We start from the raw sequence: 12,152 nt of genomic DNA, 5'->3' as shown, positions 1-12,152 counted from the left end.
CACTCCACCTCCTCAACTTATCTTATGGCTTTCCAGATTTCCGAATTCTTGACCATAGTTTACAAAATACGAACCAATCAGAACAGCATCTGCTTCGTCATCTTTGACGTTCAGACAAAAACCATCGGCCACTTTAGCAACTGCCTGCAGCTTCATTGATTTTTTACTTCGGTCCTTGTAACTAAACTTCCAGTACTTGCGCCAAGTCGAAACATTCACAAAATACACATTGTCAGCGACTAACCGTCCAAGAATAATCCCTGTCACAATTCCGATGCTGATCATAGACTGCTGATTTGGTCCCATGACTGAGTTCTTCTCGACTACAATCGACTCAAAAGGACCTTCATAATGTTGCAAGGCTCTTAATTGAATGGTTCTTAATTCTCCAGCCATGAAACGTCCACGTTCAAAGAATGACTTGCTTTTATGTTTTAAGACACCACTCTCGACAAGGATAGAACCTTCAAATAAGGCCCATCCTGTCGCAGTGGTTGAAATGTCTAACGATAAGGTCAGATTTTTCATTGTAGTTCTCCCTTAATACCACAAATGTCAAAGAGATTGCGCTTGTTATCTTCAACGAATTCAAAGAACTTCTGAAGCTCGGCCAAGTGGCGCTTTTCTCTTTTGATCCCAAGGCTCGTATGATACTCTGTCGGAACTTTCGGTGTTGCCTTAATATCTAGCCAATAGAGAGGCTCAAACACGTCGCCACTTGCATCAAGAGAGGTATCTGCGTCCGCATTTCTAAAATGCATCTGCATATCATATTCAATTTTGTTTGTAATCGTGATGGTCTTGTCCACGATTTCAAGTGTAATGGTTGTTCCTGGTATGTCGATTTTGTTTTGCATTTGTTTTTCTCCTTTAAAATAATTTTATTTGTGACTTATAATTTTCAAGTCTCTGTTGAGCAAAGTTGAAAATGTTTTTGTCAAGCTCACAACCAACATATTCAAAACCTAACTCCTGACAAGCAATCAAGCTACTTGCTGAACCGACATGAGTATCAAGAATCTTATCTCCGGCTTTTGCGTAGTTTTGCAGCAACCAGAAATAAAGATTGATGGGTTTTTGGGTTGGATGAATTCTAACCTCATTCAAAGCCTTGTTTCCTTGCTGGATATGACCTTCGGATATTGACTTCCCTTGCATCATGCCATTCCACATATAGCGAAATAAGCGCGTGCTATCATGTAAGCTGCAGTATGCTATCTCACAATCTGAAAAACTTGAATGACCATTAACTTTGTCCCATACAATACGGCCAGAACCGAAAGAGTAGTTGAAGTAGTTCACACCCCAAATGATTTGATTTTTTGAAACTCTAAAAAGTTCGTCAAAATAATCTCGATTTGGAATTTGCCACTCTGAGGTTTCTCCGTACAATCTACTGACACCAATCGGACTGACTTTCCTGCCATAAAATTTTCTTTTTTCTGGCCCGGAAAAATACGGTGGATCAACAATAGCTAAATCAAAATAGTTGTCAGGATATCTTTTCATGACATCCATACAATCTTCGTTAAGAAATAATTTCAAGTCATCACCTCATTCCAACTCCTTTGCTATTGCAGCGATAACATTGATGGTCACGCTATTTCCTGCTTGTTTGTATAATTGGCTATTGCTATTCACTTCTTGAGCTTTATCAAAAGCCCAATCAGGAAAACCTTGTAACCTCCAACACTCACGAGGTGTTAGCTTGCGAATACGATAGCCAAAAGATAAATGGTTATTTTCGTGATAGCTATTACTTGTCAGTGTAGGAGCTATTTCATGCACTCCACCCTGATTATAGCCATGGCCACGCTGGATGATTTTAGGTTCAAGACCTCCACCTTGATATGCTCTGATTGTTGGTGCGATGCCATCTGTTTCGTAAACAACTCCACATTGATTAAAATTGGGTTGCAATATCCCAAATTGTTTTATAGTATTACTTTTTATTGCTATCTTTTGCCTCTCTCCTTTATTCGTTGTGAGTGTAGGAGCTAGGCCGTCAGCTTGATAGACTTCCCCATTCATGCCATTTCCAGAGGGGTTCACATTGCCAATTTTCACGACTGATTGGCTACTAGTTGACTGATTTTCTCCGCCGAGAGGAAAAATTCTTCTGGTACGTTCTCCTCTAAGATGTCCGATAATGAACACACGTTCCCGATTTTGGGGGACTCCAAAATTTTTGCTGTTAATGCTTTCCCATTCCACATTGTACCCCAGTTCATCCAAGGTTGAGATAATGGTCTCAAATGTAATTCCGTTTTCGTGATTGAGGAGTCCTTTGACATTCTCAAGGAATAGATATTTAGGTCTGAGAATAGATGCGAACCTAGCAATTTCAAAGAACAAAGTTCCTCGAGTATCTTCAAAACCTCGTCTGTTTCCTGCAATGCTGAAAGCCTGGCACGGAAATCCTCCACAGATAATGTCCACACGTCCGATTCCTCGAATAAACTCGTCTGATACTGCTGTGATGTCATGTAGCTCTATTTCTCCTTTCGTGTTATGTATAGCTTTATAACTAGCTCTAGCGAATTTGTCTATCTCACAAAATCCTATACATTCATGACCTGCCGATTCCATTCCAAAACGAAATCCACCGATACCAGCAAATAAATCTAAAAATTTCATTTTTTTATTTTCTAAAAAATGCGACTGCCTCTGTTGTGAGTTTGGCTAAATACGGGCAGTCGCTCGTCCAAGGTCACATAACCTTTACTGACGTTTTCTAGTTCGCAGTTTTACAAGAATACACGGCTTGTTTATTTTTGAATTGTTTCCATTTTGGAAATAGTTGGTTTTGGGTTATTTTGATTTTTCAACAGCAAACATATCCTCGAATTCATCTGTCTGCTCTTTGAACTTCATCGGGCTGTCCCCTCTGAAATAAAATCCATTGTCATCCAATTCGCCTTTGACTCCCGTCGCCCAAGACAAGAAAATTGAGCCTCGGCAGTCAGGACAATTCATGAATGTAAAGTAAGATGGGACTTTCCACCGCTTCGCACATCCACAAAACGGGCATTGCAAATCAACATCTACCTTCTCGCTTGGTTTCTGCGAAATCGCTGTGCTTCCGCTAAATTTTGCAGATAACTTGTCCTTCGCTGCTTTGATATTGACAGGATCAATTTCAGCTAACTTCTCAGCATCAATTTTTAAAACGGCCCCTGCATTCTCGGGCTCTTTCTGACTTAAATCCTCAAGAATTTCGTCAGACCCTGTGATCATCTGATAGGCTTTGAATAAGGTTTGATAATCAAGTTCCTGCGCTCGTTCAAAACTCAATTTTACGTCATCTTGTTCAATATAGATTTTCATTCTTTCCTCGCTTTTTCTAAAAGATTACTACCCATTTTTCGGTAATATGATGGGTTCTTGCATATTCTTTCACAGCCATTTCTTCGGCTTGGGTGCGACTATATGCCAAAACATGATAGAAAGCCTGTGTCTGTCTATTGACACCCCAGTTACACCTAATCTCATAGAATTTCAACTCTTTATTGCTAGACCAAAAGTGGGATGACCGCTTGCCTAGCTTGTATGTTTCTCTATCGACTCTCATAATTTGGGGATCAGTCATCAGACCACCTCCACACGTTGACTCAGCGCTTTCGTTTTGCAGTATTCGCAATGACCGCACGGCTTCGCCTTCTCTTCGCCTCGCTTGACCTTATCAAGATGCTGAATCAGCATAGACAGCTCAGTCAGCTCATAGTCGAGTTTTTCCTGCGATTGGAAAACAATCGCTCGGGTATCAGGCGTCGACTCTTTCGTCACTGCGTAAATAATAGGGGTGAACTCTTTGCCGTACTGATTTTCCAGCATCTTCTTGTAAGCCGCCATCTGAAGGACATACCCCCAAGCTTCGAACCAGCGGACCTGAATATTTCGTCCGCTTGCTTCGTCCTGAATCCAGACCATGCTATCAATGTCAGATTTCGTGGTCTTAATATCCACGAAATACCCTTTTTCAACATTGAGACAGTCAATCTTGCCTTTGAATTCCACGCCTTCGATTTTGCCTGTTACAGCAACCTCTTTCTGGCCGACATAGTAGTCCATGAACTGCTTATCAGCTTTCAGTCGCTCAATCATGCGCTGGCCGACTAAGAAGTCGGATTTCAACTGACCTTTGGTCTTTCCGGCTTTTGAAATCATGGCATCTGCGTTTTCATCCATAAATTTCTTATGTACTTCTGGACTTTCAAAATAGCTGTGGACCATGTTCCCGACCAAGAGAGCCGTGTTGTCTCTCTGGTCTTCCCATTCTCCTTCCAGCTCTGCTAGCGCTCGCGCTTCACACTCTCTAAATCGCTTATATTGCGAGATAGACCAGTAGCGACGTGCAGAAGCTGCTGAATAGTAGTCTTTACCAAGTAAATCCATTGTCATTCCATTTCCACCCTTTCAGCCTTGCTTGCCATTTCAGGCATTACTCGGACAATAATCCCTAACTCTTGAGAAATAGCCTTGAATTGCTCTTTGACTTGACGCATATTTTTTTCAGGGAAAATAATTTCCATATTTTGGTATCGATAACCATATTTTTTAGCCACATCATCAGAAGCCATATTTTGCGATTTTTGGCCTACTCCTTGTTCGTGGGCGCTATTACCCTCCGAACTCGTTTCAGGCTCAAATTCTGGCTGATTTTGGGTGTAGGATTGATTCTGGGTATTTCGTTCTGCTTCCGCTTGAGCTTGTCTCATTTCAGCTGCATCTGCGTGCAGGATATTGATAACATCCAAAACTGATTTACCTTCTTTGAGCATGTCAACGTATTTTTGAGGAGTTAGATCATTATCCTCTGCAATAGCTGTCATTTCCTCGATACGCTTTTTAAGCTCTTCCTCCGCCTTGGCTTTATCAGCTAGGTCTTTATCGTCTAAAATGGCCTGCAGGATATCCTCCAGCTTGGCGCCTCCTTCATAAAGTCGGATATAGACAACTGGGCCAAAGCCGGCCTTGGCAGCTGCTTCTGTTATCTGGATAAGTCCGGCCTCGCGTTGCTGTTTTTTGGTTGCTTCTTCTGCGACCAAATCAGCGATCATTTTAGAGGTCGCTTGATTGATCCGCACATTGTCGGCCATGAAACACTTTTTCTTGCTAAAATCGTCAAAGTAAATAGCAAACAGCTTGATATCGAGATCAACTCCGCTATCTGCGATTGCAGATTCAAAAGCTTCTCTGACTGTTTCCTTGCGAGCTTCTGTCGCTCTCTCTTCAAATTCTTTAATCTGATTTCTGATGTCAGCCTGCAAAGTTTTGATAGGGTCTAGTACAGCATTAACCCATGCTTTCACTTCGTCCAACGGATTAGAGTAGTCTTTTAGTTGGTTTTTAAGTTCTTGCTCAATCTGACGTTGCACTCGTCCCAATTCGTCTTTAACCTTGGTGTCATCTGACAAAGTTTCTTCTGTCACGATATAGCCAGCGTATTTCTTTTGATAAGCTGCTAAAGCCTGTTCTAAAACTTCCTTTCCTTGGATTTCGATTTCGGCGGCCTTTAGGACAAATCCGACTTCTAAATCCGTCACTGGAACGAGTTCTAGGCTATCTGTTACATCTTTCAATTCTTCAGTCATTCTAGAAATCCTCCCCTTCTAGCATGTCCATTTGGCCGGTTCCTGGCTCTTGGTCGATTACTTCGCCCGTTTCTTGGTCAAAATCTGGGATCTCATCTGCTGGGTATTTTGTATCTGTGGTTGTCAACTCCTGGTTGATAACCTCTTTTTTTGGTTCTTCAGTCACTTCTTCAGAAGCTCCAAGGATACTATCTAATGTTTCAGCCTCTTCTCTCGCTGGTTCAGCTTCTTTCATTTGACGATCATTGTCGTACTCGTCAGCAATTGTGTTATTGATTGCTCCAGCGAACAAGTCGCTGTCATTGCTTGTGTTGATAAACATTTTGGCAGCTCGGTTGATAACCGTACGCATGGCCATCTGGTCAGGGAAGTCGATTTGGACATTTTTCGTTTTCGCCTTAGACCATGACTTGTCAATTTGTTTTTTAGTCATGACTTCAAAGAACTCTTCTCCATCAGTTCGAGTGATGATGCAATAAGCAGCAATTATTGGATTATCTGCGTTCTGCCAATCTGTCTCATGTTTGACTAACTTCTTACGCCCGTTTTCAACTGATACCTCTAGCGTATCCCCTTCGTAGACAACATTAGCAGTAACGTCTTTCACCTCTTGCAAATCTTTAGTAACTTTAATGGTCCCAAAATAAGACATTCTCAATTGGACGTCAGAGCCATATTTGATAAAGTAACATTGCTTTTTAGCCGGGCTTAGTCCTTGGGTTACCATTTCTAATAATGCGTTATAAACGCTGTCTTGAGTGCATTGTTGGAGCAAATTTCCACTGTTGGAGTTTTTTAGAGCATAATATGCCGAACTCAGCGCATTGCTAACGCTATAATTCGGTGCAATCAGGAGCCCTTCTCCCTTCATCGCTTCGATCCGTGTTGCAACATTTGATGTAACTTGCTTCTGTGTTAGTTCGTTTGTCATTTCTTTCTTCCTTTCGTTTTCTTCAAATTCCAATTTTCACGCTTCAAGCGTCTGTTTTTGTTTTGCAATTTCAAAATTATGTCTTGTTGTTCGTTGATGATTTTCCCAAGTTCTCGGCCAAGATGGATATAGTCAGACCGCCAATTGTCGATTTCTGCGTGTAATTCTTCAATCATACTTCATCACCCACATATCGACGCCGACCACATCCGATATCCACATACTCGCTAGGGTCAAGTTCTTCTCGTGGTTCAGGCGGTTGCATCATATCTCTGTCATAATCAAACATGAGCATACACCTTTCCGAGTTCCAGGACTCGTTTCACATATCTAGCTTTGGACGTCAAACCGAGATCCAGCAATTCGTTTTTTTCTTCATGATTGGCCAAAAGCCACACACGGTTTTCAAGTTCAATTCTGGTCATCTTCCTGCTCCACCTCTTCAATTTTCACTTCGCTATTTAGACGCTTCATCGCTTCATCTACCGACTTGCCGTCCAGGACGTCCTTGAGCACGTGGCTTACATCGTGCATTGTTTGAGCCTTCGCCTTGCTTCTTTCAGTCTCTGGCATCAAGCCCATATCTTGCAGAGCTAGAAACGCAAGGCTGAAAGCGTGCATTTCTTTCTGAAGTTGTTTGATTTTTTTGATTGCTTTTAGTGCTTTAAACATATTGTTCTCCTTTTTTATTTATTCTCCAACTTTCCAAATTCGACAGCGGGATTCCACTCCAGAAGAAGTCTTGTCTTGAAATTCCCAGTCATTTCCATAAACTCCCGCAGCTTCGTATGAAGCTGATTTCAAATAAGCAATAGCTTCTTCCTTAGTCTCGAAAACAGTAGCCGAATAATCTTGCTTGCCAATTGGCAAAAAGTCACGTCCAATCATACTGAAATCCTCGTTTCCAGTTTCAGTATTCTTGACATGGATCGATATAATGTACATCTACATTTCTCCTTGCAGTCTAGCCTTAATGTCAAAATTTTCTTTGTACTTGTAAGCAGCAAGCTCCTGCTTCAAATCGTAGTTTTCTTGCTCGCAAGCAAAGCGACGTTTGCGCTCTTTGAGAAGGTCCTCATTAAGCTCGACTGCGACTGCTCTCCAGTCAAGGTTGACCGATTTTATAACTCCTTCAAGTCTGAGTTTGATTTTAGTAAATAGTTTCATATTTTCTCCTTTTAATTTATATAGCTGTTTTCTGCCAGTTTTCGTGATACCATTCAATGACGGCATCCCTTGGATATTTCTCACGCTTGCCCTCAATTCGTGGAAAATCTTCGTGTCTATTGAAGCGCTCGTCAAATGTCGTTGTGTCCTTGGTTCCAAGAAGCATCTCTGAGCATTGCGACTTATTCAGTTCCATTGGATAACGACGTTTTTCGTCGGTCACAATGGTCATGACCTTGAGCGTCCTATCCATCAAGCCAGCTTCAAACTGGTCTAATAGTTGATTCATTAAGTCATTCATGTTATAATTTCCTTGAATAATTTTATTGAGCGCCTGATTGCCGTCAGGTGCTTTTTGTTGTCTTCTAATCAGATTTTTCTTTCTCGTTTTGAGTTTTGGCAATAAAATCTGAGTAGGCTCGGTCAAACACTTCTAAAACTTGAGGGTCCACAACCACGCCATTAGTTTCAATAATATCTGGTGTAAAATCAATAGTGATTTTTGGTTTTCCGTTCGCAGGCATTTCTAGTCTGAAGCCAGTGACCCCTCTGCCAAGCTCCCAGTCATTGATTTTTACTGAATAACCTGAAGAATTAAGAGATTGACCCTCAGTAGGTTCCTGCTTGGGTTTAATACTTAGTTTTAATTGCTTCACGTTTGCTCCTTTCCCATTTTTGCAAAGTCCTAAAATTGAAATTTCTCTCTTTTATTTATTAAGAGAAGTAGGACTTGTTGTTAGTTAATATTTATTGTTATTTAATACTTGTTGTTAGTTAATATTTATTAGTGCCCAATTTTTCAGATTTGTAAAATACAGATTTGTAAAATACAGATTTGTAAAATACAGATTTGTAAAATACAGATTTGTAAAATACAGATTTGTAAAATACAGATTTGTAAAAATCAACCTGTGGATAATTTAGCTAGACTTTCATTCAATCTCTGCTTCATGATGTCAAATTGAAAATCAGTTATTTTTTCATCTGAGAAGAATCTGAAAGTCTGAACCCCTCGACCTCTACCGAGACCTTTTTTAACAACCCTCAGATACCCAACTTTCTCTAGCGTTTTAAAATAGGAATCAACCGTATTTCTACTAACTCCTTTTCGCTTGGCTATTTCTTCTGGGTAGACTTGCCAGTTTGGGTGATTGGCCAAAATAACCATCATGATGCCAACCGCTGTAAAATCCAGCGCAGGATCGTTGATAAAGCTATTACTAACAGCGGTATAGTCGTTAGTTGGATTCCTGAAAGATAAATTGGCAATCCAAATCTTTAAAGCCTGTCATACGCTCTCCTTTCTTAAGCTTCTGTTTTTAGTCATTTACGAAATTTTCGTATTTTTTGCCCAAAAAAATATCATCGAACTTCACATTGAAAAAAAGCATGTATTTTTTCAATAGTTGATAACCGATATCCGAGCTATCCTTTTCTAATCGGGCAATTGTTTGACTTGACACTTCAAATCTCTCTGCTAACTCTGCTTGAGTAAGTCCTTTGTTAATTCGCATAGCCTCTAAAGTCCACTGCACGTTCCTACCTCCTTATTTTTCTATTTGTTCCTCGCAATTCTGCTATAATAAAAGCAGAAAGGAGGTGATGTTGTGACTGATTATCAATTAGAAGCTTCTCTGATCGTCCTTGGCAAAGAGTACGAAAGAGCCAAGGAAGACGGAAAAGAAAGCTTCAGTATACATGTGTCGTTCTTTGATGGCTTAGATACTAATTACCATCTTCAAGAGTTTGCAAGACAATATCCCGTAAGGATTGCCCGTTTGAAGCCTGACCGAATAACTTTTCTAATAGATTGACATCATTCAAAGGGAAAGGATTGTTTTCTACTCGTTCATTGAACGTGAGGATGACTTCACAATCTTTATCTAAAAAATGATTGATAAATTCCACTCTCTCTACTCCGTCGAGAAACATTCTATCGACGAATACAGCAGGGTGGTTTTTTCTTGCTGTCAACAGTACATCGTGTTCAGAAGTCTTAACTGAAATTTGTTTAAATTCTTTCATTTCCTACCTCCTTTCTCTTTTTTGCTCTTGGTTTTTTGTTATTTCCTTAAGCTTGATTATAGTATAATACGATTTTTTCGTATTGTCAATAATTTTTATCAAAAAAATAGGATTTTTTCGTATTTTCGATTGTCTATCAATAAAAAATGATATATAATAGAATTATAAAAAATACGAGGTAATCGTAAATGGATGAAAAAAAACGAATGAAAATTATTGCTGAAAATATTACACACTTTAGAAAACAACGTGGTATTACCCAAAAAGAGTTGGCTAAAGAAGTTGGAATTACAGCAAGTACTATGACAGACTATATGAAGTTAAGAAGCGCTCCTTCTTTTGGTGTTATCCAAAAACTAGCTGATTATTTCGGTGTTAAAAAATCAGATATAGATACCACTTTTAAAGAAGAATCCTCCTCCCTCCCAGACACTCCAGATTCGCTCACACAGCAGATAACGAATAAGGTGGTGCAATTAACCACTCCAAACAAAAAAATAGTGCTACGGACCTCTGAGGAGCTCTTAGAGGCACAGAATGGGGAGGGAAACGAAGAGCGATTCGAATATCACGTTTTTGAAAAGCTATCCGCAGGTACAGGATATGGTTACACAGAAGACCGCAATTATGACACCGTGTATTTTGATAAGGACATCGCCCATGACCTCGCCAGCTGGGTTTACGGCGACTCCATGGAGCCAAAATTCGTAGACGGATCCGTCGCTCTCATAAGAGATACAGGTTGGGACTATGACGGTGCCATTTATGCCGTGGATTGGGATGGTCAAACGTATATTAAAAAAGTTTATAGTGAACCTGACGGATTGCGCTTAGTATCGCTTAACCCAAAATATAAAGATAGGTTTGCGCCTTACGACGAAGACCCTCGTATTATTGGAAAAATTATTGGTAATTTCATGCCTTTAAGTAATTAAGAAAGGAATATAAAATAATGGCTAAATATGTAAAACGTTGTCCAAAATGTGGCAGTGATCAAATTGAATACATGATGCAGGACCGTAAAGGTTTCAATGGTTGTGTTGGGTGCATCGGCTGGATGATTGCCTGGCCATTCGTCCTCCTCGGCCTAGTTGGTAAAAAAGGGAAACACAACTGGCACTGTCGAAACTGTGGCTGTGTCTTTAAGTCCAAGAAATAAAAAAAGCCCCACGCTCTCAAAGTTTGGCGACTCTGAGCGTGAGGCATGCGACAGGAAAAGATTTTCATGGAGATAACCTCGCATGATGTCTTTTCTTGTACCCATTTTATCAAGAAATGAGGTGAAAAGCAAATGGCATACTTTAGAAAAAGAGAAAACGGTTGGGAATACCGAATATCTTATAAAGACAAAAATGGCAAATACAAGCAGAAATCAAAAAGCGGGTTTAAGACAAAAAAACTGGCTCAAGCTGCAGCAAGGGAGATAGAGGATAATCTATCCGAGAATATTCTGACAGATAAGGATGTCACGCTCTATGATTTTGTTAAAACATGGTCTGATGTATACAAGCGACCGCACGTCAAGGATAAGACCTGGGACACTTATACCAAAAATCTGAAGCATATCAAAACTTATTTTGGAGATTTGAAAGTAAAGGATATTACTCCCTTGTATTACCAAAAACGACTCAATGAGTTTGGCGAAAAATATGCTCAGGAAACACTTGAGAAATTCCATTATCAGATAAAAGGCGCTCTAAAAGTTGCAGTCAGGGAGCAAGTGATCAGCTACAACTTTGCTGAAGATGCTAAGGTTAAGTCTCAGATAGAATCCAGGTCAGAGGATAACGACTTTTTAGAGGAAGGCGAGTATAAGGATCTAATTTCGTCCACACGCTCGAATATACAATACGTGTCCTATTTCACCCTCTACATCCTTTCAGTGACTGGTATGCGCTTCTCTGAGGCTCTGGGGCTTACCTGGGATGATATAGATTTCAAAAATGGAATCATTGACATAAACAAGAGCTTTGACTATTCAAAGGCTCAAGATTTTGGAGATTTGAAAAACGAAAGCTCAAAAAGAAAAATCCCAATTGATAAGATCACGATTGAAACTTTAAAAGCTTATAGAAAGCAGCACTGGCAAGCAAACATTAAAAATAGGGTATGTTTTGGAGTTTCAAACTCAGCGTGTAACAAGCTGATAAAAAAGCTTGTTGGTCGTCCAGTAAGAAACCACAGCCTAAGACACACTTACGCTTCTTACCTGATATTCAAAGGAATTGACATCGTGACCATATCAAAGCTACTAGGTCACGAAAGTCCAGATATAACTCTAAAGGTCTACTCACACCAGATGGAAGCACTAGCGGATAAAAACTTTGAGCAAATAAAAGAAATATTCCTAACTGCTTAAATTTGGGGCGAGTTTGGGGCGAAACACCCACAAAGCCCGATAAATCAATAGCTTTTAATCCGTCTACCGCCTTATA

General features: G+C 40.1%; 23 protein-coding genes. 3 read left to right on the top strand and 20 right to left on the bottom strand.

Going from position 1 to position 12,152, the window contains the following annotated elements; all coding sequences use genetic code 11:
* Positions 1–12: 12 nt before the first annotated feature.
* The 20 genes from B7720_RS02320 to B7720_RS02230 all read right to left on the bottom strand — a co-directional run bounded on the left by B7720_RS02320 (position 13) and on the right by B7720_RS02230 (position 9,717).
* Complete coding sequence (locus B7720_RS02320; protein ID WP_084856313.1) at positions 13–528, bottom strand: RuvC family protein; 516 nt, start codon at positions 526–528, stop codon at positions 13–15.
* Entirely contained in the window at positions 525–857 is a 333-nt protein-coding gene (locus B7720_RS02315) for a hypothetical protein (protein WP_084856311.1), read from the bottom strand. Before B7720_RS02315 ends, B7720_RS02320 begins: the two co-directional genes overlap by 4 nt.
* A 13-nt stretch (positions 858–870) precedes the next feature.
* Complete coding sequence (locus tag B7720_RS02310; RefSeq protein ID WP_084856309.1) at positions 871–1,545, bottom strand: DNA methyltransferase; 675 nt, start codon at positions 1,543–1,545, stop codon at positions 871–873.
* Between the two features lie 9 nt (positions 1,546–1,554).
* Positions 1,555–2,637, bottom strand: coding sequence for a DNA cytosine methyltransferase (locus B7720_RS02305; RefSeq protein ID WP_084856307.1), 1,083 nt, complete (start codon positions 2,635–2,637; stop codon positions 1,555–1,557).
* A 174-nt stretch (positions 2,638–2,811) separates the two neighbouring features.
* Positions 2,812–3,327, bottom strand: coding sequence for a hypothetical protein (locus tag B7720_RS02300; protein WP_084856305.1), 516 nt, complete (start codon positions 3,325–3,327; stop codon positions 2,812–2,814).
* 16 nt (positions 3,328–3,343) lie between these two features.
* Positions 3,344–3,589: a hypothetical protein gene (locus B7720_RS02295; protein WP_042902472.1), complete on the bottom strand. Its 246-nt coding sequence runs from the start codon at positions 3,587–3,589 to the stop codon at positions 3,344–3,346.
* Positions 3,589–4,401: a PD-(D/E)XK nuclease-like domain-containing protein gene (locus tag B7720_RS02290; protein WP_084856303.1), complete on the bottom strand. Its 813-nt coding sequence runs from the start codon at positions 4,399–4,401 to the stop codon at positions 3,589–3,591. The genes B7720_RS02295 and B7720_RS02290 overlap by 1 nt, the downstream gene beginning before the upstream one ends.
* Complete coding sequence (locus tag B7720_RS02285; RefSeq protein WP_084856301.1) at positions 4,398–5,594, bottom strand: DUF1351 domain-containing protein; 1,197 nt, start codon at positions 5,592–5,594, stop codon at positions 4,398–4,400. Before B7720_RS02285 ends, B7720_RS02290 begins: the two co-directional genes overlap by 4 nt.
* Position 5,595: 1 nt before the next feature.
* On the bottom strand, positions 5,596–6,525 hold the full coding sequence (locus B7720_RS02280) for a recombinase RecT (protein WP_084856299.1): 930 nt from the start codon (positions 6,523–6,525) through the stop codon (positions 5,596–5,598).
* The gene (locus tag B7720_RS02275; RefSeq protein ID WP_084856297.1) at positions 6,522–6,701 is read right to left on the bottom strand and encodes a hypothetical protein; all 180 of its coding nucleotides are present in this window, start codon (positions 6,699–6,701) and stop codon (positions 6,522–6,524) included. Before B7720_RS02275 ends, B7720_RS02280 begins: the two co-directional genes overlap by 4 nt.
* Positions 6,702–6,806: 105 nt before the next feature.
* Positions 6,807–6,950 (bottom strand): hypothetical protein, encoded by a 144-nt coding sequence (locus B7720_RS09705; RefSeq protein ID WP_000196747.1) that lies wholly within the window; start codon positions 6,948–6,950, stop codon positions 6,807–6,809.
* A complete protein-coding gene (locus tag B7720_RS02270) occupies positions 6,937–7,197 on the bottom strand; it encodes a hypothetical protein (RefSeq protein WP_084856295.1) in 261 nt (86 codons plus the stop codon). The genes B7720_RS09705 and B7720_RS02270 overlap by 14 nt, the downstream gene beginning before the upstream one ends.
* Before the next feature lie 18 nt (positions 7,198–7,215).
* Positions 7,216–7,470: a hypothetical protein gene (locus B7720_RS02265; RefSeq protein WP_084856294.1), complete on the bottom strand. Its 255-nt coding sequence runs from the start codon at positions 7,468–7,470 to the stop codon at positions 7,216–7,218.
* A complete protein-coding gene (locus tag B7720_RS02260; RefSeq protein ID WP_084856291.1) occupies positions 7,471–7,692 on the bottom strand; it encodes a hypothetical protein in 222 nt (73 codons plus the stop codon).
* 16 nt (positions 7,693–7,708) lie between these two features.
* Positions 7,709–7,993 (bottom strand): DNA-binding protein, encoded by a 285-nt coding sequence (locus B7720_RS02255; protein WP_084856289.1) that lies wholly within the window; start codon positions 7,991–7,993, stop codon positions 7,709–7,711.
* A gap of 64 nt (positions 7,994–8,057) precedes the next feature.
* The gene (locus tag B7720_RS02250) at positions 8,058–8,348 is read right to left on the bottom strand and encodes a hypothetical protein (RefSeq protein WP_239828066.1); all 291 of its coding nucleotides are present in this window, start codon (positions 8,346–8,348) and stop codon (positions 8,058–8,060) included.
* Between the two features lie 114 nt (positions 8,349–8,462).
* Complete coding sequence (locus B7720_RS09905) at positions 8,463–8,600, bottom strand: pentapeptide repeat-containing protein (RefSeq protein ID WP_158085825.1); 138 nt, start codon at positions 8,598–8,600, stop codon at positions 8,463–8,465.
* Positions 8,597–8,863 carry a helix-turn-helix domain-containing protein gene (locus B7720_RS02245; protein ID WP_084856287.1) on the bottom strand — a complete coding sequence of 89 codons (267 nt, stop codon included), beginning with the start codon at positions 8,861–8,863 and terminating at the stop codon, positions 8,597–8,599. The genes B7720_RS09905 and B7720_RS02245 overlap by 4 nt, the downstream gene beginning before the upstream one ends.
* Positions 8,864–9,011: 148 nt before the next feature.
* A complete protein-coding gene (locus B7720_RS02240) occupies positions 9,012–9,227 on the bottom strand; it encodes a helix-turn-helix transcriptional regulator (protein ID WP_084856285.1) in 216 nt (71 codons plus the stop codon).
* Between the two features lie 190 nt (positions 9,228–9,417).
* The gene (locus B7720_RS02230; protein ID WP_239828065.1) at positions 9,418–9,717 is read right to left on the bottom strand and encodes a hypothetical protein; all 300 of its coding nucleotides are present in this window, start codon (positions 9,715–9,717) and stop codon (positions 9,418–9,420) included.
* Between the two features lie 188 nt (positions 9,718–9,905).
* Here B7720_RS02230 and B7720_RS02225 point away from each other — a divergent pair, with 188 nt between their 5' ends.
* The 3 genes from B7720_RS02225 (at position 9,906) to B7720_RS02215 (ending at position 12,076) form a co-directional block, all read left to right on the top strand.
* Complete coding sequence (locus B7720_RS02225; RefSeq protein ID WP_084856281.1) at positions 9,906–10,652, top strand: XRE family transcriptional regulator; 747 nt, start codon at positions 9,906–9,908, stop codon at positions 10,650–10,652.
* 17 nt (positions 10,653–10,669) lie between these two features.
* Complete coding sequence (locus B7720_RS02220; protein ID WP_049490405.1) at positions 10,670–10,876, top strand: hypothetical protein; 207 nt, start codon at positions 10,670–10,672, stop codon at positions 10,874–10,876.
* A gap of 132 nt (positions 10,877–11,008) precedes the next feature.
* Positions 11,009–12,076, top strand: a complete 1,068-nt coding sequence (locus B7720_RS02215) for a site-specific integrase (protein ID WP_084856280.1) — start codon at positions 11,009–11,011, stop codon at positions 12,074–12,076.
* Positions 12,077–12,152 lie beyond the last annotated feature (76 nt).

Origin of the sequence: Streptococcus oralis subsp. oralis (assembly GCF_002096455.1) — a bacterium.
Lineage (GTDB): Bacteria > Bacillota > Bacilli > Lactobacillales > Streptococcaceae > Streptococcus > Streptococcus oralis_CY.
Note: the sequence above shows the minus strand (reverse complement) of the source record. Positions and strands in the feature narration are given on the sequence as shown.